27 protein-coding genes are annotated in these 23699 nt (G+C 73.3%); 16 read left to right on the forward strand and 11 right to left on the reverse strand.

Going from position 1 to position 23699, the window contains the following annotated elements; genetic code table 11:
• Positions 1-83: 83 nt before the first annotated feature.
• Both ACFO3Q_RS17220 and ACFO3Q_RS17225 read right to left on the reverse strand, forming a co-directional pair.
• On the reverse strand, positions 84-371 hold the full coding sequence (locus ACFO3Q_RS17220) for a BolA family protein (RefSeq protein ID WP_377006231.1): 288 nt from the start codon (positions 369-371) through the stop codon (positions 84-86).
• A 2-nt stretch (positions 372-373) separates the two neighbouring features.
• Entirely contained in the window at positions 374-673 is a 300-nt protein-coding gene (locus tag ACFO3Q_RS17225) for a YciI family protein (protein ID WP_377006180.1), read from the reverse strand.
• Positions 674-857: 184 nt separating this feature from the next.
• On the opposite strand from ACFO3Q_RS17225, the gene ACFO3Q_RS17230 reads away from it, so the two are divergent.
• From ACFO3Q_RS17230 to ACFO3Q_RS17245, 4 genes are all read left to right on the forward strand, one after another.
• Positions 858-1475 carry an L-threonylcarbamoyladenylate synthase gene (locus ACFO3Q_RS17230; protein ID WP_377006182.1) on the forward strand — a complete coding sequence of 206 codons (618 nt, stop codon included), beginning with the start codon at positions 858-860 and terminating at the stop codon, positions 1473-1475.
• 64 nt (positions 1476-1539) lie between these two features.
• Positions 1540-2481: a segregation and condensation protein A gene (locus tag ACFO3Q_RS17235; protein ID WP_377006184.1), complete on the forward strand. Its 942-nt coding sequence runs from the start codon at positions 1540-1542 to the stop codon at positions 2479-2481.
• A 23-nt stretch (positions 2482-2504) separates the two neighbouring features.
• Entirely contained in the window at positions 2505-3473 is a 969-nt protein-coding gene (gene scpB / locus ACFO3Q_RS17240; RefSeq protein WP_377006185.1) for an SMC-Scp complex subunit ScpB, read from the forward strand.
• Entirely contained in the window at positions 3470-5005 is a 1536-nt protein-coding gene (locus tag ACFO3Q_RS17245; RefSeq protein ID WP_377006187.1) for a pseudouridine synthase, read from the forward strand. The genes scpB and ACFO3Q_RS17245 overlap by 4 nt, the downstream gene beginning before the upstream one ends.
• A 78-nt stretch (positions 5006-5083) precedes the next feature.
• Here the strand turns inward: ACFO3Q_RS17245 and ACFO3Q_RS17250 are convergent, their stop codons facing one another.
• The 7 genes from ACFO3Q_RS17250 to ACFO3Q_RS17280 all read right to left on the reverse strand — a co-directional run bounded on the left by ACFO3Q_RS17250 (position 5084) and on the right by ACFO3Q_RS17280 (position 11391).
• The gene (locus ACFO3Q_RS17250) at positions 5084-5680 is read right to left on the reverse strand and encodes a C40 family peptidase (protein WP_377006189.1); all 597 of its coding nucleotides are present in this window, start codon (positions 5678-5680) and stop codon (positions 5084-5086) included.
• Positions 5681-5818: 138 nt separating this feature from the next.
• The gene (locus ACFO3Q_RS17255) at positions 5819-6031 is read right to left on the reverse strand and encodes a hypothetical protein (RefSeq protein WP_377006191.1); all 213 of its coding nucleotides are present in this window, start codon (positions 6029-6031) and stop codon (positions 5819-5821) included.
• A 126-nt stretch (positions 6032-6157) separates the two neighbouring features.
• Positions 6158-6928 carry an alpha/beta hydrolase family protein gene (locus ACFO3Q_RS17260; protein WP_377006193.1) on the reverse strand — a complete coding sequence of 257 codons (771 nt, stop codon included), beginning with the start codon at positions 6926-6928 and terminating at the stop codon, positions 6158-6160.
• On the reverse strand, positions 6921-8063 hold the full coding sequence (locus ACFO3Q_RS17265; protein ID WP_377006195.1) for a DUF3182 family protein: 1143 nt from the start codon (positions 8061-8063) through the stop codon (positions 6921-6923). The genes ACFO3Q_RS17260 and ACFO3Q_RS17265 overlap by 8 nt, the downstream gene beginning before the upstream one ends.
• An 82-nt stretch (positions 8064-8145) precedes the next feature.
• Complete coding sequence (locus ACFO3Q_RS17270) at positions 8146-8322, reverse strand: hypothetical protein (protein ID WP_377006196.1); 177 nt, start codon at positions 8320-8322, stop codon at positions 8146-8148.
• Between the two features lie 46 nt (positions 8323-8368).
• Entirely contained in the window at positions 8369-9331 is a 963-nt protein-coding gene (gene panE, locus ACFO3Q_RS17275) for a 2-dehydropantoate 2-reductase (protein ID WP_377006198.1), read from the reverse strand.
• On the reverse strand, positions 9328-11391 hold the full coding sequence (locus ACFO3Q_RS17280; protein ID WP_377006200.1) for a S9 family peptidase: 2064 nt from the start codon (positions 11389-11391) through the stop codon (positions 9328-9330). Before ACFO3Q_RS17280 ends, panE begins: the two co-directional genes overlap by 4 nt.
• Before the next feature lie 136 nt (positions 11392-11527).
• Between ACFO3Q_RS17280 and ACFO3Q_RS17285 the strand changes: the two genes are divergently transcribed.
• Complete coding sequence (locus tag ACFO3Q_RS17285; protein WP_377006202.1) at positions 11528-12040, forward strand: GNAT family N-acetyltransferase; 513 nt, start codon at positions 11528-11530, stop codon at positions 12038-12040.
• A 128-nt stretch (positions 12041-12168) separates the two neighbouring features.
• Here ACFO3Q_RS17285 and ACFO3Q_RS17290 read toward each other — a convergent pair whose 3' ends face one another.
• Both ACFO3Q_RS17290 and ACFO3Q_RS17295 read right to left on the reverse strand, forming a co-directional pair.
• Positions 12169-12972, reverse strand: coding sequence for an amidohydrolase (locus ACFO3Q_RS17290; RefSeq protein ID WP_377006204.1), 804 nt, complete (start codon positions 12970-12972; stop codon positions 12169-12171).
• 216 nt (positions 12973-13188) lie between these two features.
• Complete coding sequence (locus ACFO3Q_RS17295) at positions 13189-14346, reverse strand: pyridoxal phosphate-dependent aminotransferase (RefSeq protein WP_377006206.1); 1158 nt, start codon at positions 14344-14346, stop codon at positions 13189-13191.
• Between the two features lie 584 nt (positions 14347-14930).
• On the opposite strand from ACFO3Q_RS17295, the gene ccmA reads away from it, so the two are divergent.
• The 11 genes from ccmA (at position 14931) to ACFO3Q_RS17350 (ending at position 23637) form a co-directional block, all read left to right on the forward strand.
• The gene (gene ccmA, locus ACFO3Q_RS17300) at positions 14931-15599 is read left to right on the forward strand and encodes a heme ABC exporter ATP-binding protein CcmA (RefSeq protein ID WP_465251341.1); all 669 of its coding nucleotides are present in this window, start codon (positions 14931-14933) and stop codon (positions 15597-15599) included.
• Positions 15596-16291, forward strand: a complete 696-nt coding sequence (gene ccmB, locus ACFO3Q_RS17305; protein WP_377006208.1) for a heme exporter protein CcmB — start codon at positions 15596-15598, stop codon at positions 16289-16291. The genes ccmA and ccmB overlap by 4 nt, the downstream gene beginning before the upstream one ends.
• An 8-nt stretch (positions 16292-16299) precedes the next feature.
• Positions 16300-17058, forward strand: coding sequence for a heme ABC transporter permease (locus ACFO3Q_RS17310; RefSeq protein ID WP_377006210.1), 759 nt, complete (start codon positions 16300-16302; stop codon positions 17056-17058).
• Positions 17055-17207, forward strand: coding sequence for a heme exporter protein CcmD (gene ccmD / locus ACFO3Q_RS17315; protein WP_377006211.1), 153 nt, complete (start codon positions 17055-17057; stop codon positions 17205-17207). The genes ACFO3Q_RS17310 and ccmD overlap by 4 nt, the downstream gene beginning before the upstream one ends.
• A gap of 23 nt (positions 17208-17230) precedes the next feature.
• Positions 17231-17695, forward strand: coding sequence for a cytochrome c maturation protein CcmE (ccmE, locus tag ACFO3Q_RS17320; RefSeq protein WP_377006213.1), 465 nt, complete (start codon positions 17231-17233; stop codon positions 17693-17695).
• Entirely contained in the window at positions 17696-19666 is a 1971-nt protein-coding gene (locus ACFO3Q_RS17325; RefSeq protein ID WP_377006215.1) for a heme lyase CcmF/NrfE family subunit, read from the forward strand.
• A complete protein-coding gene (locus ACFO3Q_RS17330; protein ID WP_377006218.1) occupies positions 19663-20211 on the forward strand; it encodes a DsbE family thiol:disulfide interchange protein in 549 nt (182 codons plus the stop codon). Before ACFO3Q_RS17325 ends, ACFO3Q_RS17330 begins: the two co-directional genes overlap by 4 nt.
• A complete protein-coding gene (locus ACFO3Q_RS17335) occupies positions 20208-20672 on the forward strand; it encodes a cytochrome c-type biogenesis protein (RefSeq protein WP_377006220.1) in 465 nt (154 codons plus the stop codon). The genes ACFO3Q_RS17330 and ACFO3Q_RS17335 overlap by 4 nt, the downstream gene beginning before the upstream one ends.
• A gap of 1 nt (position 20673) precedes the next feature.
• Complete coding sequence (locus ACFO3Q_RS17340) at positions 20674-21711, forward strand: tetratricopeptide repeat protein (protein ID WP_377006222.1); 1038 nt, start codon at positions 20674-20676, stop codon at positions 21709-21711.
• Positions 21712-21853: 142 nt separating this feature from the next.
• Entirely contained in the window at positions 21854-23017 is a 1164-nt protein-coding gene (gene metX, locus ACFO3Q_RS17345; RefSeq protein ID WP_377006225.1) for a homoserine O-acetyltransferase MetX, read from the forward strand.
• 35 nt (positions 23018-23052) lie between these two features.
• Positions 23053-23637 (forward strand): cysteine dioxygenase family protein, encoded by a 585-nt coding sequence (locus ACFO3Q_RS17350; RefSeq protein WP_377006227.1) that lies wholly within the window; start codon positions 23053-23055, stop codon positions 23635-23637.
• Positions 23638-23699: the final 62 nt, after the last annotated feature.

A 23699-nucleotide genomic window follows, 5' to 3' on the forward strand; every position in this document is an offset into this window, starting at 1 on the left:
ACGCACCGGCCCGCACGGCCGCGAAAGCGGGCGAGTATAGGAGGTTCCCGCGGCGGCGGCCCGCGCCCCGCCGCGCCGCCGGCTCAGCCCCTGCCGGCCTCGGCGGGGGTCAGCGCCTTCATCGACAGCGCATGGATGTCGGTGAGCATGAAATCGCCCAGCGCCTGGTACACCGCCCGGTGGCGCGCCAGCGGGTTCATGCCCTCGAAGGCCGCGCTCACCACGTGCACGGTGAAGTGCCCGCGCCCGTCGCGCGCGCCGGCATGGCCGACGTGCTTGTGGCTGTCGTCGATCACCGCCAGTTCCACCGGCGCCAGGGCACGCTCCAGCGCTGCGCGGATGGCGACGATGCGGCCGCTGTTGTCGGGCACGCTCACGGCAGCACCCTCCGGAACGGGCGCACCTCGGTGCGGACGTAGACGCCCGCCCCGACGTAGGGGTCCGCCTCCGCCCAGGCGCGCGCCTCCTCCAGCGAGGCGAACTCGGCGATCACGCAACTGCCGCTGAAGCCCGCGGGGCCGGGATCTTCCGCGTCGATGGCGGGACAGGGGCCCGCCACCAGCAGGCGGCCTTCGTCGCGCAGCGCCTCCAGGCGCGCGAGGTGCGCCGGGCGCGCGGCACGGCGGCGGTCCAGGACGTCGTCGCCGTCATGGCCGAGGATCAGGTACCACATTGGACAATTCCTCTACACTCGGGCGCGCAGTGTAGGTGCCCGGGCCGCGGCGACGCACGCCGCCCCGCCGCCACGCGATCGCATCCGGCGCCGTCGCCGCCGGGCGTGTCCGCTGCACGATGCCCCCGATCCTCATCCGTCGTCGCCCGTCGGCGACGGCCCGACGCAGGTCCGCCAGCAGTCCATGAGCGACAGACTCGAGATCCATCCGGTCAACCCGCAGCCCCGCCTGATCGAGCAGGCCGCCGGGCGCATCCGCGACGGCGGGCTCGCGCTGTGCCCCACCGACGCCGGCTACACCCTGGTGTGGGCGCTGGAGGCGCGCGATGCCGAGGAGCGCGTGCAGCGACTGCGCGCGCTGGACACCAAGCATCCCTTCACCTTACTCTGCTCCGCCATGAGTGAGGCCGGACGTCTGGCCCGGCTCGATAACCGGACCTTCCAGCTGTTCCGGTCACTGACGCCGGGGCCCTGCACGTTCATCCTGCCGGCCTCGCCCGAACTACCTCGCCGCCTCAAGCAGACAAAGCGCCGTACGATCGGAATCCGCATCCCGGACTTCCGCGTCACGCAGGCGCTGATCGCCGCGGTCCGTGAGCCCCTGCTCTCGACCACCGCCGCGCTGCCGGACGACGAGGACGTTCCCAGCCACGACGCCGAAGCGATGTCCGAGCGCTGGCTGCGCCACGTCGATCTGATGCTGGACGCGGGAGACTGTCCTCCCGGCCCCACCAGCATCATCGACGCGAGCGGTAAGGAACCGCAGGTCGTGCGGCAGGGGTTCGCCCCGCTGCCGCTCTAGACCGCGGACGACGCGGCTTCACCCGCGCGGCGCGCCCCTGGGCGGCCGCGGAACCGACACCTTGATGACCGAGCCCCAAGCGCAACCTGCGCCCACGCCGCCCGAGAGCGCCCCGCATGCCGCGCGCCAGCAGGAGATGCCGCTGGCCGTCGTGCACGGGCAGCCCGTGCTGCAGATCCCGCAGGACCTGTACATCCCGCCGGATGCGCTGGAGGTGTTCCTCGACGCCTTCGAGGGGCCGCTCGACCTGCTGCTCTACCTGATCCGCCGCCAGAACCTCGAGATCCTCGACATCCCCATCGCGGAGATCACCCGCCAGTACGTCGACTACATCGAGGCAATGCGCGACCTGCGCTTCGAGCTTGCGGCGGAGTACCTGGTGATGGCCGCGATCCTGGCCGAGATCAAGTCGCGCATGCTGCTGCCGCGCCCGCCCGCCGAGGACGGCGAGGAGGAGGATCCGCGCGCCGACCTGATCCGCCGCCTGCAGGAGTACGAGCGCTTCAAGCAGGCCGCCGCCGACCTCGACGCGCTGCCGCGCATGGAGCGCGACACCGCAGCCGCCGCGGCGCACGTGCCCGACCGCACCGTGGTGCGCGCGCCGCCGGAGGTGGACCTGCGCGAAATGCTGCTGGCGCTCAAGGACGTGCTGCACCGCGCCGACCTGTCCGGGCACCACAACGTCCGGCGCGAGGCGCTGTCGGTGCGCCAGCGCATGGGCGAACTCCTGGGACGTCTGGGCGATGCGCAGTTCCATGCCTTCGAGTCGCTCTTCGTTGCCGGAGAGGGCCGCCTGGGCGTGGTGGTCACCTTCCTCGCCATGCTCGAACTCGCCAAGGAACGCCTGATCGAGATCGTGCAGGAAGCCCCGCTCGCGCCGATCTACCTGCGCTCGCTGGCCACCGCCACCGAGGGCGGCGACGGCGGGGACGGCGAGGCGACGCCCGGCGAGGACGCACTCGAGCCCGCCACCGAGCCCCTGCCGCAGAGCGCCGGCTCCCACTGACGATCGGTTCCGCAGGTCCATCCATGCACGTCGACGAAACGCTGCCCACCGCGCCCTCGCCCGAGCACGAGCACGAGGACGCCGCCCCCACCGCCACGGCTCCGACCGGGGACGCGACGGACGCGCCCGGGGACGCGGCCGCGCCGGCCGCCGAGACCGCGCCTCCCGCCGCCCTGCTCCGCCGCATCGTCGAGGCCGCCCTGCTGGCCGCGGCGCAGCCGCAGACGCTCGCCCAGCTCTACGCGCTGTTCCCCGAGGACCGGCGCCCCGCACCGGGCAGCATCGAGCACGCGCTGGAGGACCTGCGCGCCGAGGGCCGCGAACGCGGCGTCGAGCTGGTCGAGGTCGCCTCCGGCTTCCGGTTCCAGGTCGCCGGCGACATCCACCCCTGGATCACCGGGCTGTGGACCGAGCGCCAGACCCGCTACACCCGCGCGACGCTGGAGACCCTGGCGCTGATCGCCTACCGCCAGCCGATCACCCGCGGCGAGATCGAGCAGATCCGCGGCGTGGCGGTCAGCAGCAACATCATCAAGACGCTGGAGGAGCGCGAGTGGATCCGGGTCATCGGCCACCGCGACGTCCCCGGCCGCCCCGCCCTGTTCGGCACCACCAAGCAGTTCCTCGACTACTTCGGCCTGAAGAGCCTCGACGGGCTGCCGCCGCTGTCCGAGCTGCGCGACCTCAACGAGCTCGACCCGCAGTTGCCGTTCGACACCGAGGTGCCGGCCGAGGCCAAGGTGCGCCTCTCCGACCTGCCGGACGAGGACGACGAGGACGACGGCGCGGCGGGCTCCGGCGAGGACGGCAACACCCATGACCTGGACGCGCAGGCACCCGCCGCGGCGTCCTCCACAGAACCCGGGCCGGCGCCCGCACCTGCCGACGACCGGCAGGACGAGCCCCCGCCCTCCACCGGCGCCGTCGCGACGACGACCGCCCCCACCGACGAGGCCGATGCGCAAGGCATCCGCCCGGAGCACAAGGAATGACCCAGAAGAACGACGGCGACGCATCGCGTCGCGTCCTGTCACTCAAGCGCGACGCCCAGCCCCGCGAGGGCGGCGAGCGCATCGAAGAGCGCCTGCACAAGGTGCTCGCCCAGGCCGGCCTGGGCTCCCGCCGCGCGCTCGAGCAGCGCATCGCCGAAGGCCTGGTGAAGGTCAACGGCACCGTCGCCCAGATCGGCCAGTCGGTCGCCGGCGGCGATCGCATCGAGATCGACGGCAAGACCTTCGTCGCCACCGCGTTGACCGACGCGCCGCGCGTGCTGGTCTACAACAAGCCGGAAGGCGAGGTCACCACGCGCGACGACCCCGAGGGCCGCCCGACCGTGTTCGACGCCCTGCCGCCGATCAAGGGCGCGCGCTGGATCGCCGTGGGCCGGCTCGACATCAACACCACCGGCCTGCTGCTGCTGACCACCGACGGCGAGCTCGCCAACGCGCTGATGCATCCCTCGCACGAGGTCGAGCGCGAATACGTCTGCCGCGTGCGCAGCCCGGAGGGCGTCGACGACGCCGTGGTGCCGCCGGAGACGATCAGGCGGCTGACCACCGGCGTCGAGCTGGACGACGGCCCGGCGAAGTTCGAGGTGGTCGAGCCGATCGGCACCAGCGAGTCGCACGCGTGGCTGCGCGTGGTGGTGAAGGAAGGCCGCAACCGCGAGGTGCGCCGCCTGTGGGAGAGCCAGGGCTACCAGGTCAGCCGGCTGAAGCGCGTGCGCTACGGCGACATCGTCCTGCCGCGCCCCCTGCTGCGCGGGCGGAGCGAGGAACTGCCCGAGTCCGACATCAGGAAGCTCCGCAAGAGCCTTGGCCTCGAGGACGCGGCGCCGGCGCTCACCCTGCAGCCGGTCATCGGCCAGCGGCGCGCGCGCGTCGAGATCCAGACCTCGGGCCGCGAGCGCCAGAACGCCTACGTCAACGGCCATGTGGACGACGAGGCGCGCGAGCTGCGCCGCTTCGACAACCTGCGCGAGGAGCGGCCGGCGCGCCGCGGTCCGGGCGGCCCCGGCGGCTTCAAGCGCAAGGGCGGCGGCCGGGGCGGCAATGCCGACAACCGCGGCAACACCGCGCGCGGCGGCCAGGCGCCCTCGCCCTACACCACGCTGACGGTCAGCGGCGAGGCGGCCGCCCGCGGCGGCCCCGCCAAGAAGTTCAAGCCGCGCCGCCAGGGTGGCGGCGACGCCAACGGCAACGTCGGCGGCCAGGGCCCGCAGAACCCCGCGGCCTTCCGTACCTGGTACGTGCCGGAAGGCGTGGAGACCGGCCCCGCCGGCCACCGCAATCCCGGTGCGCGCGGCCCCAAGCGCGGCCCCGGCGGCGGCAAGCCGAAGCCGGGCGGGAACCCGCAGGCCAAGGCGGGCAGGCCCGGCCGGCCGGCCGGCGGCGCCAGCCCCTACGGCCAGTCTCCCCGCGGCGGCAAGCCCGGTGGCGGCAAGCCGGGCGGCGGCCGTCCGGGCGGTCCGCGCCGCGGCGGCGGCGGCCCCCGTGGCGGCGGTGGCGGGGGCAACCGCGGCTGATCCCGGGTCCGGGACGCGACCACGAAAAAGGGCGAGGCCAATGGCCTCGCCCTTTTTCGTTGCAGGCCTGCGGCGCGCTCAGCCCTGGCCGGGCATGCGCTGGGCCTGGATGAAGCGGTTCTTCCAGTAGTTGTTGCTCAGCGAGCTGATGCGGACCGACTTGCCGCGCCCCGGCGCGTGCACGAAGCGGCCCTCGCCCACGTAGATGCCGACGTGGTCGACCCGGCCGCTGCGGCCGAAGAACACCAGATCGCCCGTGCTGAGCTGGTTGCGGCTCTGGACGCGCTCGCCGTCCATCCGGGCCATCTCGCGCGAGCTGCGCGGCAGCTCGACGTCGAGCGCGTCCTGCAGCACGTAGCGCACAAGGCCGCTGCAGTCGAAGCCCTGTTCGGGGCTGGTGCCGCCCCAGCGGTAGGGCTTGCCGATCAGTTCCATGGCGCGCGCGAGCACGCGCTCGGCGTCCTGCGCACGCGCGGAGGCGGCGGGTGCCTGGAGCGGGCGGAAGTCCGTCGGCAGCGGCGCGCTGCCGAAGCCCATGCTGTCGCGGGACAGCGCGGCGCTGGCCGCGAACCCGTGGAAGGGATCGAGGGCGACGTCGTCGAGGGCGGAAGCGAGGGAGGGTACGGCGAAGAGAACGGCGGAGGCGGCAAGGCCCAGGAAGGACTTCGGGGTCATGCAGGAACCGGGTGTGGATCAGTCGGGTGATCCTGACGTGAAATCGAGAAGAACGTGCTTCTTTTTCGTTAACGGCGCGTGACGCCGTCGGCCGAAGGCGTGCTGGCGGTCACGTTGCGGCAAGGTGGAGGCGCCGGCTCACTCGACCGCCGCGGCCTTGGCCGGCACCGCGCTCCCGCGGGGCGGGTTCCCGGCGCCCTGGCCCCCGCCCGCCGCAGGCTCGCTCAGCAGGCCGCCGCTCGCCGCCAGCGGCGTCTGCCGCAGCTGGTGCACCCCGATGCCGACCACGACGGCCACGATGAGGCCGAGGATCAGGGAAACCGAGAAGCGGGCGTGCGTCCTGCCTGTCATCGCCGTCGTCCTTAACGCGCGGCCGCGCTGCGGCCTGGTTGGGTGCCGAGGAGCCGGATCCTAATGCGTCCCGGCCGGTGACCGCGCCCGTTCCGACGAGCGGCGCGCGGCCGGCGACACTCGCATTCACCCGATGACGACACTGTCGACGTCGTCGCCCCCGCGGCGCCGGCGGGCCCCGAACACCATCTCCGTCACCCAGTGCGTCAGCAGCCCGCTGTAGGCGCGGCGGTGGGCCACGCTGGTGAGCCCGTGGTCGGCGCCCTCGATCATGCGGTAGGTCATGGAGCGCGCGCGGCGGAACGCGCCCATGTAGCTGACGATGGTCGGATGCGGCACGAGGTGGTCGAACTGCGACTCGACCATCAGCACGTCGCCGCCGAAGGCCGCGCAGGCCGAGAGCGCGCGGTTGTCCTCGGGCGGCACCACCTGGGCGCGGTAGCGGTCCAGGTCGCCGCGGTCGAGGCTGCCCTTGGGCGTGTCCCAGTCGGCGTCGCGGTACAGGGCCGGCACGCGCAGCGCCAGCCAGCGCACCCTGCGCAGCGAGGTCAGGATGCAGGCGAGGTAGCCGCCGTAGCTGCTGCCCACCACGGCGATGGACGAGGTATCGACCTCCGGATGCGCGGCGAGCCGGTCGTAGGCCGCGAGCACGTCGTGCAGGTTGTGCTCGCGGGTGGTGTCGCCCTGCAGGCACTCCAGGTCGCCGTGGCCGCGCATGTCGAAGGTCAGGCAGATGCAGCCGAGCTGGGCGATCTCCCGCGCACGCAGGAGGTCGCGCTTCTGGCTGCCGTTCCAGCCGTGCACGAACAGCAGGCCCGGCATGCGGGTGGCCGGCGCCGCCACCGTCGCCGCCAGCGTGTGGTCGTCGACCGCGATGGTGGTCGCGCTGCTACGCATCGTTGGCCTCCCGGCAGGTCGTGTACTTGCGGATCCGGCCGGCGCGCGGGTCGTCCGCGTCGAGCAGCAGGGTCGCGTCCGGCGGCAGGTCGTCGTCCGCCGCGCCATAGACTTCGACACAGGCGCTGTCGACGGCGTCAAGGCGGGGGTCGGCGGTGAAGGCCTCGAGCGCCACCACCTCGGCCGGCGTCGCCCCGCCCAGCCTCCAGGACTGCTCCAGCACGCCGGAACACCAGTTGCCGCGCGCATCCCGACCCTGGGCGACGTCGTAGTTGCTGCGCGAGAGGACCAGCCCCGGATACTCCGCCAGCGCCGCCGCCTCGTAGGTGCGGGCCTGCGCGACCGCCATGCGCAGCGCGGGCGTGCGGACCCGCGCCAGCAGGGCGTCGAAGCCGCCGCGCACCACCCGCATGCGGGTACCGCCGTAGACCGCCTGGCCGTGGTTGTTGCGGGTGAGCCGCTGGGTGCCGCAGTAGGTCGCCACGAGGTCGCCGACCTCGACCCGCCCCACGCTGCAGGTGACGACGCCGGTCAGGTTCTCCTCGATCACCAGCCCGTCGCGCGCCAGGTCGTCGCGGCGGAACGCGCCCAGGGCCGCATCGAGCTCCTCGGGCGCGGACACGACACGCTGGCCGAGCCCGCCCCGCGCATGCACCGGCTTCAGCCGCAGCGGCCCGCAGGCGAGCAGGCGCCGCGCCGCCTCGCGCGCGTCGTCGGGATCGAAGACGGTGAAGCCGCGCAGCACCGCGAGGCGCGTCCGCGCACGGAAGCCGTGCGCCCAGCCCGCGGGCGCCGCGGCGTCCGGATCGACCAGCGGCTGGGTGATCGCCTTGGTGCCGACGAAGCCGTGGGCGACCACGCCGCCGAAGATGTCCTGCGCCCCGCGGATGCCGAGCCGCTGCGCGTGGCGGCGGTCGAGCGTGTCGGTCGGAACCGCGTACAGCCGCCGCCCCGCATGCCGGGCGGCGCAGTACTCGCCGCCGTACGGGAGCCCGCGCAGGGACGCGAGCCGGCGCGCCAGCAGCCGGCAGCTCTCCATCTCGTACTCGCAGGCGAGAGGGCGCTCCGGCAGGGCGTAGACCACCGCCTCGCAGGGTGCCCCGGCGCCCGGAGCCGCCACAGGCTCTTCGTCCATGCATGCCCCGCCACGGCGGTGTCCCGGTGCCGGCGGCGCGCATCCGGTGCGCGACCGCCGGGCGCGGAAGGAGGGACGGGCCTCAGCCCTGCTTGACCACCGCGGCGACCGCCTCGCGCGCCAGCCGCAGGGCGTCGCCGTGCACGTCCTCGAGGATCAGGCTCTCCTCGTCCAGCGAGGAGATCACGCCGATGCGGCGGCTTCCGTCGCGGCAGGTGACCACCACCGCATCGCCTTCGTCGCAGTCGTTGATGCTCATGGTCGCTCTCCTGGTTCGGGGCGGACCAGTCATCGCGCGGACGGCGTTAATCCGCCGCGAAGGCGCGCGCCTCCCCTCCCCCGCTGCGCCCGCGCCGCGCCTCGTGGACGCGCAGGTGCGCGAGCGCGAGCCGCAGCAGCGGCACGGGCACCTGCCCCGCGCGCGCGTGCAGGTCGCCGAGGATGTGCTCGGCCTCGGTCCGGCCGCCGCGCTCGACGTCCTTGAGCATCGAGGCGACCAGCATCGACCCCGGCGCCTCCAGCATGGCGCGGCTGCGCGCGGCCACCTCGGGGCGCACCGGCGCGCCGTTGGCCGCCGCGACCGCCTCGCACTCGGCGAGCAGCGCCAGCGCCGCGTCGGAGGCGCCCGCCGCGACGATGTCGCCCACCGCGCCGCGCAGCAGGCAGGTCGCGCCCGCGAGCGCGGCGATGAAGACCCACTTCTCCCACATCGCCTGCGCGATGTCGCGGCTGGCGCGGGCCTCGAAGCGCGCACCGGCGAAGGCCGCCGCCACCGCGTCGACGCGCGGGGAACCCCCGCCGGCGCGCTCGCCGAACACCAGCGCGTGCGCGTCGTTGAGGTGGCGCACGGTACCGTCGTCGTCGAGCGTCGCGGAGATCATGCACAGGCCGCCGAGCACGCACGCCGCCCCGAAGCGGCCCGCGATGGCGTCGAGATGCCGCATGCCGTTGAGCAGCGGCAGGATGGCCGTGGCGGGTCCCACCGCGGGCGCCACGTCGTCGAGCGTCGCGTCCAGGTCGTAGGCCTTGCAGCCCAGGAGGACGAGATCGAACGGCGCGGCGATGCCATCGGCCAGCACGTGCGGCGCCGGCAGCGCGATGTCGCCGTGCACGCTGGCGACGCGCAGCCCGTCGCGCGCCAGCTGCGCGGCCCGCCTCGGCCGCACCAGGAAGGTGACGTCGGCGCCGGCCTCCAGCAGGCGCCCACCGAAGTAGCCGCCGAGCGCGCCCGCGCCGACCACCAGGATGCGAAGCGGCGCGGCGCTCATGGCGCGAGGTTGTCGATGGCGACCGGGGCGATGTCGCCGGCCGGCACGAAGCCGAACACGCGGCCGTAGAAGTACAGCTCGGCCTCGGCCGCACGGACGATGTTCTCCGCGCGGCGGAAGCCGTGCTGCTCGCCCTCGAACTCGAGATAGGCCACCGGCACGCCCTTGGCGCGCACCGCATCGACGATCGCCCGCGACTGCGCCGGCGGCACGATGCGGTCCTCCGCACCCTGGAAGGTGATCAGCGGCTCGCCGAAGCCGTCGAGGTGGTACAGCGGCGAGCGCGCGCGGTACAGCGCCTCGTCCGGTTCGCCGATCAGGGAGACGTCGTAGTTGCGCTCGAACTTGTGGCTGGTCGCCGCCAGCGCGGCGATGTCGGAGACGCCGTAGTAGTTCGCGCCGGCGCGGAAGCGGTCGGTGAAGGCCAGCGCGGCGAGCGTGGTGTAGCCGCCGGCGCTGCCGCCACGGATGGCGACGCGCGCGGGATCGACGCGGCCGGTCGCCACGAGGTGATCGACCGCGGCCACCGCGTCCTGCACGTCCACCACGCCCCACTGCCCGTCGAGGCGCTCGCGGTAGGCGCGCCCGAAGGTGGTCGAGCCGCCGTAGTTGACGTCCACCACCGCGAAGCCGCGCGTGGTCCAGAACTGCCTGGCCAGCGCCAGGGTAGGCCTGGAGACCGAGGTCGGGCCGCCGTGGATCATCACCAGCAGCGGCGGCTTCTCGTCGGCGGGCGCGACGGCCTCCGGGTTGTGCGGCGGGTAGAAGAAGGCGTGCGCGTCGCGCGCGGCGCCGTCCGGACCGGGCGCGGTGGGAAAGCGGATGGCCTCGCCGCGCGAGACCCAGGCCTGCGGCAGCGGCGAGCGCGAGGCGCGGTGCAGCACGCGGTGGCTGCCGTCGGCGAGATCGACCGCGATCAGCGCGGCGTCGTCATCCGCCGCCGAGGCCACCGCCACCGCGGTTCCGGCGTCGAGCAGGCGGACGTCCGAATAGGCCACGAACGGCAGGTCGAAGGGCCGCCACGCGCCGGTGGCGAGGTCGATCGTGCCCAGGGTGTCCTGCGCCTCCAGGCTGGTGCGCGCGATCGCCCGCCCGTCGCCGGTCAGCGCATAGGTCGAGGCGCCCTGCTGCCACAGCGCGCCGCCGAGCTCGCGCTGCATCGGCGCCACCGCCGAGACCTGCCCGTCGCGCCAGCGGTACAGGTTCCACCAGCCGTCGGGATCGTCGAGGAAGTACAGCGTGCCGTCGGCATCCCACTGCGGCTCCAGCGGCGCGGTGCGGTCCGTGCCCGCGATGCGCCGCGGCGTGCCGAGCTCGTCCCCGGTCAGCGGCGCCACCGAGAGCGCGGTGCGGTCCCAGGGCATGTCCGGATGGTCCCAGGCGATCCAGGCGAGCTGCCCGCCGTCGGGGCTGGGGCGTGGATAGGCGACGAAGTCGCTGCCGGTGACGAGCACGGTGCCGGCATCCTCCCGCACCGCATCGCCCTCGGGCAGCGCCACCGCGACGATCTCGTTGCGCTCCTCGCCGTTGGCCGCGAGGGTGGCCTCGGTGTGGTCCTCGCGCACGCAGATCAGGCGCGGTCGCGCCGGATCGAGCACGCAGTCGGCGTACTGATAGCCCGGCGGCGTCAGCGGCACCGCGGCCGCCCCGTGGCGCTGCAGGTAGAGACGCTGGTCGGCGAAGTGGCTGAACACGATGGCGTCGTCGAGCACCACGTAGGAGGCACCGCCGTACTCGTGCACGCGGCTGCGCACGTAGAAGGCCTCCGGCGTCGCTGGCGCCACCTCGCCCTGCGCATCGCGCCGCATCACCAGCTGGCGGCCACCCTCCCCGGGCCGGTTCTCGCGCCAGTACAGCGCTCCGCCGGCGACGCGCAGGTCGCTGATGGAGACCGCTCCCGCCGCGAGCGCGTCCGCACCGAGGGGACTCGCCCAGGTGCCGTAGGCGGCGGTGGCCGCGCCGCCGGCACCCGCACCGCCGGTCGCGCCGCCGCAGCCCTGGATCGCCATCGCCACACCGGTGGCCAGCGCCGCCTTCCACCCGAACCGCGTCCGCCTCATGCGCATCGTCCTCGACCCCGAAACCGCCGAGCATAGCCGCGGTGGCGCCCATGCGGCGGTCGCTGCGCCACGGTGCGGCGCAGCGTGGCACGGGACGCGGAAGGCGTCAGGCTGGGCGACGGACGGAAGAGGCCGCATGGACATCCTGCACACCGAGCGCCTGCTGCTGCGGCGCTTCACGCCGCACGACGCGCGGGCCTACCGCCCGCTGGTGTCGGACCCGCGCGTGCTCCGGCACACCGGCGAGGCGCCGATCGAGGACGTGGAGTCGGTACGCCGGCTGCTCCTCGAGCGCCCCATCCGCGACTACGCCGTGCACGGCTTCGGGCGGCTCGCCTGCATCGAGAAGGACAGCGGCCACCTGATCGGCTTCTGCGGCCTGAAGAGGCTCGAGGACCTCGGCGAGATCGACATCGGCTACCGCTTCATCCCGGCGTGCTGGGGCAAGGGCTACGCCACCGAGGCCGCGACCGCTGTCATCCGCCAGCACGTCGACCGCTTCGGCCCACGCCGCATCGTCGCCCTGGTCGACCCCGCGAACGCCGGCTCGGTGCGGGTGCTGGAAAAGCTGGGGATGGCCTACGAGCGCGACGTGCAGCCGGCGGACGCGGCGGCGCCGCTGGCGTTGTATGCGGGGGAGTTTGGGTGAGGGCCTGGGCCTGGGCCTGGGCCTGGGCCTGGGGCCTGGGGCCTGGGGCTTGGGGCCTGGGGCTTGGGGCCTGGGGCTTGGGGCTTGGGCTTGGGGTTGGGGCTTGGGGTTTGGGTTAGTGCATTCGCTCAAAGCCCGTCGAGTTCGAACCGGTCCGCATCCAGTTGCGCGGGGAAGTGCTCGCGGAAGGCGTCCAGGGCGCTGCGGGAGAGCGTGGTGGTGACGACCTGCTCCTGCGCGCCCAGCTCGACGAGGGTGTTGCCGCGGGCATCGATGACGGCGCTGTCGCCCGCGTAGTCGAGGTCGTTGCCGTCGCGGCCGACGCGGTTGACCGCGGCGACGCAGGCGAGGTTCTCGATGGCGCGCGCGCGCAGCAGGGTGCGCCAGGGATCGCGGCGCGCGGCGGGCCAGTTGGCGACGAAGAGCAGCAGGTCGTAGTCGAGCCGGCCGGGCCGCTCGGCGTCGTAGCGGTTGCGCGCGAACACGGGGAAGCGCAGGTCGTAGCAGACCAGCGGGCAGATCCGCCAGCCGCGCCAGTCCAGCGTCAGGCGCGCGCGGCCGGGCGCATAGCGGCGGTGCTCGTTGGCGTAGCGGAACAGGTGCCGCTTGTCGTAGGTCGCCAGCGCGCCGTCGGGCGTGGCGAACAGCATGCGGTTGAACACCGCGTCACCGACGCGCAGCTGCACGCTGCCGGTGACGGCCGCGTCCAGCGCCTTCGCCTGCGCCCGGAGCCAGGCGACGGTCTCGCCCTCCATGGTCTCGGCGCGGTCGACGGCATCGTTCGAGAAGCCGCTGGTGAAGGTTTCCGGCAGCACCACGAGATCGGTCGCGCCCGCCAGGGGCGCGATCAGGTCGCCGTAGTAGGCGCGGTTTCCGGCGGGGTCGTGCCAGCGGGTGGCGCCCTGGACGAGGGAGAGGCGGAGGTCGGGCATCTGCGGAAAGCGGGAATGGGGGAAGCGGGAATGGGACCTGGGGCTGCTGGTCCGCTGGAGGAGTGTGCTCCGCCGGGTACCGAAGCGAGCATCGATCACCCGGTGCGCAGCCTACTCCGTCCCACGGTCCGGTTCCGAGGGAACGTAAACGGGGTAGGAACGTGGGCTCGCGCGGCCTGCAGGCCCCTCTTCCCGACGCCCTCTTTCCGCCCTGGCTTACAGCCGCTCCAGCCGCTCCACCGCCCGCTCCAGCGTCGCCGGGGCCTTGGCGAAGCAGAAGCGGATCAGGCGCTGGCCCCTGGGCGGGTCGGCATAGAACGGCGACAGGGGGATGCCGGTGACGCCGTGCTCGATGGTGAGCCAGCGGCAGAACTCGGCATCCGGCAGGTCGCTGATGGCGGAGTAGTCGCAGAGCTGGAAGTAGCCGCCCGGCACCGGCAGCGGACGGAACCGGGTGCGCGCGAGCTGGGCGCGGAAGGCGTCGCGCTTGGCCTGGTAGAAGGCGCCGAGCTGTTCGTGGTGCTCCGGGTGCTCGGCGATGGCCTCGGCGAAGGCGAACTGCGCCGGGGTCGAGGTGCAGAAGCTGTTGTACTGGTGGACCTTGCGCAGCTCGGTCGAGAGCGCGGCCCGCGCGACGGCGTAGCCGACCTTCCAGCCGGTGCAGTGGTAGGTCTTGCCGAAGCTCGACACCACCACCGCGCGCGCCGCCAGCTCCGGGTGCCGCAGCACGCTCTGGTGCGCGGCGCCGTCGAACACGATGTGCTCGTAGACCTCGTCGGAAAGCAGCACCACGCCGGTGTCGCGCAGGATGTCGGCGAGCGTGTCGAGGTCGGCCGCGGCGAGCATGGCGCCGGATGGGTTGTGCGGCGAGTTGACCATCAGCATCCGCGTCTTCGGGCCGATGGCGTCGCGCACGCGCTGCCAGTCGACGGCGAAGGTCTCCGGGTCCAGCGGCACGTGCACGGCGCGCGCGCCCGCCAACTCGATGGCGGGCTCGTAGGAGTCGTAGGCGGGATCGAGCACCACCACCTCCTCGCCCGGGCGCACCAGGGCGAGTACGGCGTCGAAGATGGCCTCGCTGGCGCCGCTGGTGACGGTGATCTCGGTGTCGGGGTCCACGTCGCGGCCGTAGAGCGCCTTCGATTTGGCCGCGATGGCCTGGCGCAGCGGCGCGACGCCGGTCATGGGCGCGTACTGGTTCAGCCCGCCGCGCATGGCGCGCTCGAACGCGGCGACGAGGAAGTCGGGAACGTCGAAGTCGGGAAAGCCCTGCCCCAGGTTCACCGCGTCGTGCTCCAGCGCAAGCTGCGACATCACGGTGAAGATCGTGGTGCCGACGCGCGGCAGCTTGGTCTGGACGGGGAACGGAGACATCGGCGGGACCGGGCTGGGACGAGGGTCCGCGAGTGTACGCGGCGCGTCCGGCGCCACAAGCCGCGGCCGCGGACGCTGTGGCCGCGACCGCGCGACAATCGCCCGTGCACGCACTGGCGCGCCGGTCACCTGCGGCGGCCCGGTGCGGGTGGGAGGCAAGGGCAAGGCAAAAGCGCCCCCTCCCCAACCCTCCCCCGCTGTCCGCGGGGGAGGGGGCTGTTAGCTTGAGGAGTGAGTGGAGAGGAGTGAGAAACGAGGGTGGGCGAGCCTCTCTCGTTTCCCACTCCTCGATCTCTCGCTCCTCGCCAGCCCCCTCCCCGACCCTCCCCGCTGTCCGCGGGGAGAGAGCTGGCGGCAAGCAGAGGAGGGAGTGGAGAGGAGTGAGAAGCGAGGACGCGCGGCGGCCCTCTCTCGTTTCTCACTCCTCGTCTCTCGCTCCTCGTTCCACGCCCATTGATGCGGATCAAGGCCCCGCGGCCGCGCTGCCGGCATGCTCCGTCCCGCGGCCTCGGGGCTGTGGCGCGTGCGTTGCCGCGCAGGCGCCACTAGCATGCGCGGCCTCCCCCGTCCGAAACGCGGCCGCCGTGGCCGCACCGCCGAGCATCGCCTTGACCGACACGCCGCCGCCCCTGCTCGACGCCCGCGCCCTCGCCTTCGCGCGCAACGACGAGCCCGTGTTCGGGCCGGTCGATGTGGTCGTCGAGGCCGGCGAGGCGCTGCTGGTGCTGGGCGGCAACGGCGCCGGCAAGACCACGCTGCTGCGCGTCCTCGCCGGCCTCCTCGACGCCGGCGGCGGGCAGGTGCGCTTCGCGGGACGGCCGGTGGATCGCGAGCATCTCGCGCGCGGGATCTGCTATCTCGGCCACCAGCACGGCCACAAGGACGATCTCTCGACGCTGGAGAACCTCGCCTTCGCGGTCGGCCTGGCCGGGCCGCGCGGCGCCGTCGACCTGGAGGCCGCGCTCGCGCACGTGGGCCTGGCCGGCTACGAGGACACCCCGGCGCGACGGCTTTCCGCCGGGCAGAAGAAACGCCTGGCCCTGGCGCGCCTGACGCTCTCGCCCGCGCGGCTGTGGCTGCTGGACGAGCCCTACGCCAACCTCGACCTCGACGGCATCGCCCTGGTCAACGCGCTGATCGCGGTGCACCTGCAGACGGGCGGCGCGGCCCTGGTGACCACGCACGGCGCCTACGCGGCGCCGCCGGTGCGCACGCGCACGCTGGAACTCGCCGCCGCGGAGGCGCCGCGATGAGCGCGCGCGCCGAACAGGGCGGCTGGCTGCGCGCCGGCGCCGCGGTGCTGCTGCGCGACCTGCGGCTGGTCTGGCGCCGTCGCGGCGACGCGATGCAGCCGCTGCTGTTCGCGGTGCTGGTGATCGCGCTGTTCCCGCTGTCGATCGGCGCCGACCCGAACCGGCTCACCCCGATCGCGCCGGCGGTGCTGTGGGTCGCGGCGGTGCTGGCGGGGCTTTCCAGCCTCGACGCCCTCTACCGCAGCGACGCCGAGGACGGCAGCCTCGAACAGATGATGCTCGCGCCGGTCCCGCTGGCCTGGCTGCTGGCGGTGCGCATCCTGGCGCACTGGCTCACCACCGGCCTCCCGCTGCTGCTGGCCATGCCCTTCCTCGCCGAGCTCATGCACCTGCCCGGGAACCTTCTGGGCGTGCTGATGGTCTCTCTCGCGCTCGGCACGCCGCTGCTCAGCCTCGTCGGCGCGGTCGTGGCCGCGCTGACGGTCGGGATGCGGCGCTCTGGTATGATCCTTGCCCTGCTCGCCCTGCCCCTCTACGTCCCGATCCTGGTGTTCGGAGCGGGGAGCGTGATGGCCGCAGCCCAGGGCCTGCCCTGGACCGGCGGTCTTCTGCTGCTGGCGGCGGGGCTGGTTCTGGCGCTGTTGCTGGCGCCCCTCGCCGCGGCCACCGCGATCCGCATCGCCTTGAGTTGACGCCACGCGTGAATCCCCTCGTCCTGTGGTTCCACAAGCTGGGCTCCCCGCCCAACTTCGATCGCTTCGCCGCGCGCTGGGTCCCGTGGTGCTTCGGCGCCGCCGTCCTGCTGACCGCGTGGGGCGTCTACGGCGCGCTGTTCCAGGTTCCGCCGGACTATCAGCAGGGCGACAGCGCGCGCATTCTCTACATCCACGTGCCCAGCGCCTGGATGAGCATCTTCGTCTACGCGCTGATGGCCTTCTACGCGGCGATCGCCCTGGTCTGGCGCATCAAGCTGTGCGAGATCCTCGCCATGGCCTGCGCGCCGATCGGCGCGGCGTTCACGGTCATCACGCTCGCGACGGGCGCGATCTGGGGCAAGCCGATGTGGGGAACCTGGTGGACCTGGGACCCGCGGCTGACCTCGGAACTCATCCTGCTGTTCCTCTACCTCGGCGTGATGGGCCTCTACGCGGCCATCGAGGACCGGCGGCGCGCGGCGCGCGTTGCGGGCTTCCTGGCCATCGTCGGCGTGGTGCTGCTGCCGGTGATCCGCTACTCCGTGGTGTGGTGGAACTCGCTGCACCAGGGCGCCTCGATCACCCTCTTCGGCGAGTCCAAGATCGACTCCAGCATGCTGATGCCGCTGTGGGTGATGCTGGTGGCGACCAAGTTCTGGTTCGTCGGCTCGCTGCTGCAGCGCGCGCGCGCCATGAACCTCGAGGCCGAGGCCGGCAAGGCGTGGGCGCAGGCCGCCGCCGGCGTCCCGGAGCGCACGCAATGAGCTACGCCGAGTACGTCATCGCCGCCTACGCCGTGTTCTTCGCGGTGCTGCTGTGGGACGGCCTCGCCCCGCGCCTGCGGCTGTCGCGCATCCGCCGCTCGATCGCGGCCCGCGCCCGCCGCGCCGCCGCGCGCCCGCCCGCGTCCTAGTCATTCCCTTCGGTACGTCCGCCATGAACCCGACCCGCAAACGCCGCCTGCTGTTCGTCGCCGCGCTCATCGTCGCGGCCGGCCTCGCCACCACCTTCGTCGTCATGGCGCTCCAGCGGAACCTGACCTACCTCTACACGCCGAGCGAGGTGCTCGCCGGCGAGACCGCGGAACGCGCGGTGTTCCGGCTCGGCGGCATGGTCAAGGAGGGCTCCTTCTCGCGCGAGCCGGACTCGCTGAAGGTCAGCTTCGTGGTGCTCGACGGCGACGGCGAGCTGCCGGTGGACTTCGAGGGCATCCTTCCCGACCTGTTCCGCGAGAACCAGTCGGTGATCGCCACCGGCTCCATGGCCGGCGACCGCTTCCTGGCGACCCAGGTGCTGGCCAAGCACGACGAGGCCTACATGCCCAAGGAAGTCGCCGACAAGATGGGCATCGCCCACCAGAAGCACGGCGTGGACGCCGCGCCGTCCGACGGGTCGTACTGAGTGTTCCCCGAGATCGGGCAGGTCGCGCTCATCCTCGCGACCCTGGTGGCGGCGGCCCAGGCCGTCTTCGCACTGGTGGGCGCGCACCGGCGCAACGAAGCCTGGATGCGGGTCGCGCGGCCTGCGGCCTGGGCGCAGTTCCTGCTGTGTGCGGTCGCCTACGTGGCGCTGACCTGGGCCTTCGTCCACCAGGACTTCTCCGTCCGCTACGTCGCGCAGAACTCCAACTCCCTGCTGCCGATGGTGTACCGCTTCACGGCGGTCTGGGGCGCGCACGAGGGCTCGCTGGTCCTGTGGGTGATGATGCTCGCGGGCTGGGGCGCCGCGGTGGCGCAGTTCTCCCGCAGCCTGCCGCTGCACGTGGTGGCGCGCGTGCTCGGCGTGATCGGCATCGTCACCATCGGCTTCCTGCTGTTCACCCTGCTCACCTCGAATCCGTTCGAGCGCCTGCTGCCCGCCGCGATCGAGGGCCACGACCTCAATCCGCTGCTGCAGGACCCGGGGATGATCATCCATCCGCCGATGCTCTACATGGGCTACGTCGGGTTCGCGGTGGCCTTCGCCTTCGCCATCGCCGCCCTGCTCGACGGGCGCGTGGACGCGCAGTGGGTGCGCTGGTCGCGCCCCTGGACCAACGTGGCCTGGGCCTTCCTGACCATCGGCATCGTGCTGGGCTCGTGGTGGGCCTACTACGAGCTGGGCTGGGGCGGCTGGTGGTTCTGGGACCCGGTCGAGAACGCCAGCTTCATGCCGTGGCTGGCCGGCGCCGCGCTGATCCATTCCCAGGCGGTCACCGAGAAGCGGGGCAGCTTCCGCGGCTGGACGCTCCTGCTCGCCATCGCCGCGTTCTCGCTGTCGCTGCTCGGCACCTTCCTGGTGCGCTCGGGCGTACTGACCTCGGTGCACTCCTTTGCCGCCGATCCCGAGCGCGGGATGTTCATCCTGATCTTCCTGCTGATCGTGATCGGCGGTTCGCTGACGCTCTATGCGATCCGTGCGCCCGGCGAGGTCGAGGACCCGGCCGAGGCGCGCCGCCAGGCCTTCGCCGGTGGCTCGCGCGAGACGCTGCTGCTGATCAACAACCTGCTGCTGACCACCGCCTGCGCGATGGTCCTGCTCGGCACGCTCTACCCGCTGCTGGCCGACGCGCTCGACCTCGGCAAGATCTCGGTCGGCCCGCCCTACTTCGGGCTCATGTTCACCCTGCTGATGGCGCCGGTGGTGCTCCTGGTGCCGTTCGGCCCGCTCACGCGCTGGCAGCGCGAGGACATGGGCAACCCGCTGCGCATGCTGGCGCCGTGGCTGGGGCTGGCGGCGGTGCTCGCGGTGATCGCCTTCTTCCTGTGGCCCCATGGCACCGCCAAGACGGCGTTCGGCGTCTTCGGCGGGCTGTGGGTGCTGGCCGGCACGCTACGCTTCGTCTGGCAGCGCCTGCGCGCGGCCGCCGGCGCACGCCGCTTCACCGCCGAGATGGTCGGCATGATCCTCGCCCACGCGGGCATCGGCCTGTTCGTCTTCGGCGTGCTGCTGGTGGAGAGCACCGGCATCGAGACGGACGTCGCGGTGCGCCCGGGCCAGAGCACCGAGGTACGCGGCTACGAGTTCCGCTTCGACGGCGTGGAGGTCCGCCAGGGCCCGAACTACCTGTCCGACTACGGCACCGTGACCATCCTGCGCAACGGCCGCGAGGTCGCCGTGCTGCATCCCGAGAAGCGCGCCTACGCCAGCGGCGGCCAGGTCATGACCGACGCCGCGCTGCGCGCGAGCGTCGCCCAGGATCTCTACGTCGCCCTCGGCGAGCCGCTCGACCCGGCCAACCACGCCGGGAGCTGGGCGCTGCGCATCTACGTCAAGCCCTTCATCCGCCTGCTGTGGCTGGGCGCGCTGATGATGGCGCTCGGCGGCTTCGTGGTCGCCGCCGACCGCCGCTTCCGCATGCCGCTGCGGCGCCCGACGGAGACCGCCGCATGATCCGCCGCCTGCTCCCGCTCGCCATCTTCCTCGGGCTCTGCGTGTTGCTGCTGGCCGGCGTGCTGCTGAGCCGGGATCCGCAGCGCGACGTGATCCCCTCGCCGCTGATCGGCCGCCCCGCGCCGGAGTTCGACCTGCCGGACCTGCACGACCCGGAGCGCCGCATCCGCAGCAGCGACCTGCGGGGCACGCCCTACGTGGTCAACGTCTGGGGAAGCTGGTGCCCGGAGTGCCGGATCGAGCACCCGGCCATCGCGCGGCTGGCCGAGACCGGCCGCATCCGGGTGGTCGGCTACAACTACAAGGACGAACGCGCGGACGCCCTCCGCTGGCTGCAGCAGTTCGGCGATCCCTACGCCCTCGTGCCCGCCGACGAGGAAGGCCGCGCCGCGCTCGACTGGGGCATCTACGGCGCGCCGGAGACCTTCTTCATCGATGCCGAGGGCATCGTGCGCTGGAAGCACGTCGGCGCCCTGACCGACGAGATCGTCGAGCGCGAGATCCTGGCGCGGGTCGACGCGGCGGGCACCGGGAGCGGCGAATGACCGGCCGCTGCCGCGCCGCCCTGGGCGCCCTCCTCCGTCCGCTGCTGATCGTGGCGCTGCTGGCCGCCGGCACCGCCTCGGCGCTGGAGCCGATGGACTTCTCCAGCCCGCAGGAGGAGGCGCGCTTCCGCGCCCTCGTCGCCGAGCTGCGTTGCGTGATGTGCCAGAACCAGTCGCTCTCCGATTCCAACGCGCCCATCGCGCGCGACCTGCGCGCCGAGGTGCTCGACCTGATGCGGCAGGGCATGAGCGACGCCGAGATCAAGGACTACCTGGTCGAGCGCTACACGGAGTTCGTGCTCTACAGGCCGCCGATGCGCGCCGGCACCTGGCTGCTGTGGTTCGGGCCGCTGCTGGTGCTCGGGATCGGCACCGTCGTGGTCGTCGCCATCGTGCGCCGCCGCGGCCGCGCGGCGCCTCCGCCGGCCGACGACGCCCGCAACGACACGCAGGAGTGGTGACGTGACCGCCTTCGCCTTCGCATTCGCCACGCTCGCGGCGCTCACCATCGTCGGCGTGCTGTCGCCCCTGTGGCGCGGTGCGCGCACGAGCTTCGTGGTCTCGGCCGTCCTGCTGGCCACGCTCGCGGTGGGCAGCTACCTCGCGCTCGGCACGCCCGCCGCGCTGGACGCGGCGGAGCGCAGCGCGCGCGCCGAGGACGTGCCGCGCACGCCCGAGGAGATCGCCGCCGCGATCGAGCGGCTCGACGAGGAGGTGCGCGCCAACCCGCGCAACGTCCAGGGCTGGCTGCTGCTGGGACGTGCGCGCAAGGCGCAGGAACGCTTCGGCGAGGCGCGCGACGCCTTCGCGCAGGCGCACCGCCTGGAGCCGGAGCAGCCCGACATCATGGTCGAGTACGCCGAGGCCATCACCCTGGCGGCCGACACCCGGCGGATCGAGGGCGAGGCGCTCGACCTCATCCGCGGCGCCCTGGCCCTGCAGCCCGGCCACCAGCGCGCCCTGCTCTTCCTCGGCGTGCACTACGTGCAGGCCGGCGAGCCGGCGCGCGCCATCCAGGCCTGGGAGTCGCTGCTGCCGCGCGTCGAACCCGCCACCGCCGCGGCCCTGCAGCAGCAGATCGAGATGGCCCGCCGCCTGCTCGCCGAGCAGCAGGGCGCCGAGGGCGCCGCGGCGGCGGAGGACGGCGCCGACGCCCCCCTGGTGCGCGTGCGCGTCGAGATCGACCCCGCGCTCCAGGCGCGCGTCCAGCCTGGCGACGTGCTGTTCGTCTTCGCGCGCCAGCCCGACGGCCCGCCGATGCCGGTGGCCGCGAGCCGCCGGGACGCCACCGCCCTGCCGCTGGAGCTCGGCCTCGGCGACGCCGACAGTCCGATGCCCACGCTGACGCTGTCCCAGCTCGACCGCGTCGAACTGGTCGCGCGCATCTCGCGCTCCGGCGAGGCGAACGCCTCCGCCGGCGACCTCGAGGCGGCGCCGGTCGCGGTGGACCTGCCTGCCGACGCCCCGGTGGTGCTGCGCATCGACCGCGTGCGGGAGTGACCGGGCGGATGCCTCCGCGCAGCGTCGTCCGTGCGCCGGCGAGGCCCGGAGCGGGCCGCTCGCCCCGGACGAGCGCGACGTGGCTCGCCGCGCGCGGCGCGACACGCTCTAAACTCGTCCGCCCCTCCCCTGCCGCCCGTGCATGAGCGCCCTGGACGCCAGCCCCGACGCCCGCCGCGGCGACTTCGAGATCGTCCCGCCGGGCAGCCGCTTCTTCGCGCTGCCCTCGCCCTTCCCCATGAAGCGCGGCGGCGTCCTGCACGGCGCCCGGCTCGCCTACGAGACCTGGGGCACGCTCAACGCCGCGCGCGACAACGCCATCCTGATCCTGACCGGCCTCTCCCCGAACGCGCACGCGGCCTCGCATGAAGGGAACCCCGCCGCCGGCTGGTGGGAAGGCATGCTGGGTCCCGGCAAGGCGATCGACACCGCGCGCTGGTTCGTGGTCTGCGTGAACTCCCTTGGGAGCTGCAAGGGCTCGACCGGGCCGGCCTCCATCGAGCCGGGGACCGGCGAGCCCTACCGCCTGCGCTTCCCCGACCTGTCGGTGGAGGACGGCGCGGATGCCGCGCACGCGCTGGTGCGGGCGCTGGGCATCGAGCGCCTGGCCTGCCTGATCGGCTGCTCGATGGGCGGCATGACCGCCCTGGCCTACCTGCTCCGCCACCCGGGCGGCGCGCGCAGCCACATCAACGTGTCCGGCAGCGCGCGCGCGCTGCCGTTCTCCATCGCGATCCGCTCGCTGCAGCGCGAGGCGATCCGGCTCGATCCCGACTGGAACCAGGGCCACTACGACGAGACGCGCTATCCCGAGAGCGGCATGCGCATGGCGCGCAAGCTGGGCGTGGTGACCTACCGCTCGGCGCTCGAATGGTCCGGCCGCTTCGGCCGCGTGCGGCTGGATTCCGACCGCCGCCACGACGACGAGCCCTTCGGGCTGGAATTCGAGGTCGAGAGCTATCTCGAAGCGCACGCCCGCCGCTTCGTCCGCCAGTTCGATCCCAACAGCTACCTCTACCTGAGCCGCTCGATGGACTGGTTCGACGCGGCCGACTACGCGCCCGACGCGCAGGGCGACCGGGTCGCGGCGGCGCTGGCCTCGATCCGCATCGAACGGGCGCTGTCCATCGGGGTCGAGACCGACATCCTGTTCCCCCTCCAGCAGCAGGAGGAGATCGCCGAGGGCCTGGCCGCCGGCGGCGCCGACGCGCGCTTCGCCCCGCAGCCCTCGCCACAGGGCCACGACGCCTTCCTGGTCGACATCGAGCGCTTCGGCACCGCCATCGGCGGCTTCCTCGCCGGATAACGTCCGCTGAACGGCGGCCCGGTAGACTGCAGGGCATGTCCCTGCCTTCCGACGCCCTGCACTTCCGCGGCCGCGACCGCCTGATCGCCCTCCTCGACGCGGCTGCCGGTGCCGGCGACGCCGAAGCGGTGACCGCGCGCCTGCGCGAGGCGCTCTGCACGCTGATGGACGACCCCGATGTGCAGCTCCCGAATGCGGTCTTCACGCCCATCGACGCGCACTACGCGCGCCGCGAGCTGTACCGCAGCCCCGACCTCGGCTACAGCGTCGTCGCCATGACCTGGGGGCCCGGCCAGGCCACGCCCCTGCACGACCACTGCGGCCTCTGGTGCGTCGAGGGCGTCTGGAGCGGGCGGCTGGAGATCACCCAGTACGAACTGCTGGAGCGCGACGGCGAGCGCGCACGCTTCCGCGCCCACGGCGGCATCGCCGCCGGCACCGGCAGCGCCGGCAGCCTCATCCCGCCGCACGAGTACCACACCATCCGCAATCCCGCCGCCGGCGACATCGCGGTCTCGCTGCACGTGTACGAGGCGCCGCTGGAGACCTGCACGGTGTTCGAGCCGCAGCCGGACGGCAGCTACCTGCGGGCGCTGCGGACGCTTCCGCGGGACGCCTAGGTGTGTAAACCCAGGACGTTGTTCAGGGGAAGCTGAAGACGGGTGATAGGGGGTTGGTAGCC

It is taken from the genome of Coralloluteibacterium thermophilum, assembly GCF_042654365.1.
GTDB classification, from domain to species: Bacteria; Pseudomonadota; Gammaproteobacteria; order Xanthomonadales; family Xanthomonadaceae; genus Coralloluteibacterium; species Coralloluteibacterium thermophilum.

Bases quoted from the DNA above. Each gene is read 5' to 3' on its own strand.
- ACFO3Q_RS17290 (WP_377006204.1), bottom strand. From the start codon at position 12,972: ATGCCCGACCTCCGCCTCTCCCTCGTCCAGGGCGCCACCCGCTGGCAC.
- ACFO3Q_RS17350 (WP_377006227.1), top strand. From the start codon at position 23,053: ATGTCCCTGCCTTCCGACGCCCTGCACTTCCGCGGCCGCGACCGCCTG.
- ACFO3Q_RS17260 (WP_377006193.1), bottom strand. From the start codon at position 6,928: ATGCGTAGCAGCGCGACCACCATCGCGGTCGACGACCACACGCTGGCG.
- ACFO3Q_RS17295 (WP_377006206.1), bottom strand. From the start codon at position 14,346: ATGTCTCCGTTCCCCGTCCAGACCAAGCTGCCGCGCGTCGGCACCACG.
- panE (WP_377006198.1), bottom strand. From the start codon at position 9,331: ATGAGCGCCGCGCCGCTTCGCATCCTGGTGGTCGGCGCGGGCGCGCTC.
- ACFO3Q_RS17235 (WP_377006184.1), top strand. From the start codon at position 1,540: ATGACCGAGCCCCAAGCGCAACCTGCGCCCACGCCGCCCGAGAGCGCC.
- ACFO3Q_RS17265 (WP_377006195.1), bottom strand. From the start codon at position 8,063: ATGGACGAAGAGCCTGTGGCGGCTCCGGGCGCCGGGGCACCCTGCGAG.
- ACFO3Q_RS17225 (WP_377006180.1), bottom strand. From the start codon at position 673: ATGTGGTACCTGATCCTCGGCCATGACGGCGACGACGTCCTGGACCGC.
- ACFO3Q_RS17280 (WP_377006200.1), bottom strand. From the start codon at position 11,391: ATGAGGCGGACGCGGTTCGGGTGGAAGGCGGCGCTGGCCACCGGTGTG.
- metX (WP_377006225.1), top strand. From the start codon at position 21,854: ATGAGCGCCCTGGACGCCAGCCCCGACGCCCGCCGCGGCGACTTCGAG.
- ACFO3Q_RS17270 (WP_377006196.1), bottom strand. From the start codon at position 8,322: ATGAGCATCAACGACTGCGACGAAGGCGATGCGGTGGTGGTCACCTGC.
- scpB (WP_377006185.1), top strand. From the start codon at position 2,505: ATGCACGTCGACGAAACGCTGCCCACCGCGCCCTCGCCCGAGCACGAG.
- ACFO3Q_RS17255 (WP_377006191.1), bottom strand. From the start codon at position 6,031: ATGACAGGCAGGACGCACGCCCGCTTCTCGGTTTCCCTGATCCTCGGC.
- ACFO3Q_RS17285 (WP_377006202.1), top strand. From the start codon at position 11,528: ATGGACATCCTGCACACCGAGCGCCTGCTGCTGCGGCGCTTCACGCCG.
- ACFO3Q_RS17250 (WP_377006189.1), bottom strand. From the start codon at position 5,680: ATGACCCCGAAGTCCTTCCTGGGCCTTGCCGCCTCCGCCGTTCTCTTC.
- ACFO3Q_RS17330 (WP_377006218.1), top strand. From the start codon at position 19,663: ATGATCCGCCGCCTGCTCCCGCTCGCCATCTTCCTCGGGCTCTGCGTG.
- ACFO3Q_RS17230 (WP_377006182.1), top strand. From the start codon at position 858: ATGAGCGACAGACTCGAGATCCATCCGGTCAACCCGCAGCCCCGCCTG.
- ccmD (WP_377006211.1), top strand. From the start codon at position 17,055: ATGAGCTACGCCGAGTACGTCATCGCCGCCTACGCCGTGTTCTTCGCG.
- ccmB (WP_377006208.1), top strand. From the start codon at position 15,596: ATGAGCGCGCGCGCCGAACAGGGCGGCTGGCTGCGCGCCGGCGCCGCG.
- ccmE (WP_377006213.1), top strand. From the start codon at position 17,231: ATGAACCCGACCCGCAAACGCCGCCTGCTGTTCGTCGCCGCGCTCATC.
- ACFO3Q_RS17245 (WP_377006187.1), top strand. From the start codon at position 3,470: ATGACCCAGAAGAACGACGGCGACGCATCGCGTCGCGTCCTGTCACTC.
- ACFO3Q_RS17335 (WP_377006220.1), top strand. From the start codon at position 20,208: ATGACCGGCCGCTGCCGCGCCGCCCTGGGCGCCCTCCTCCGTCCGCTG.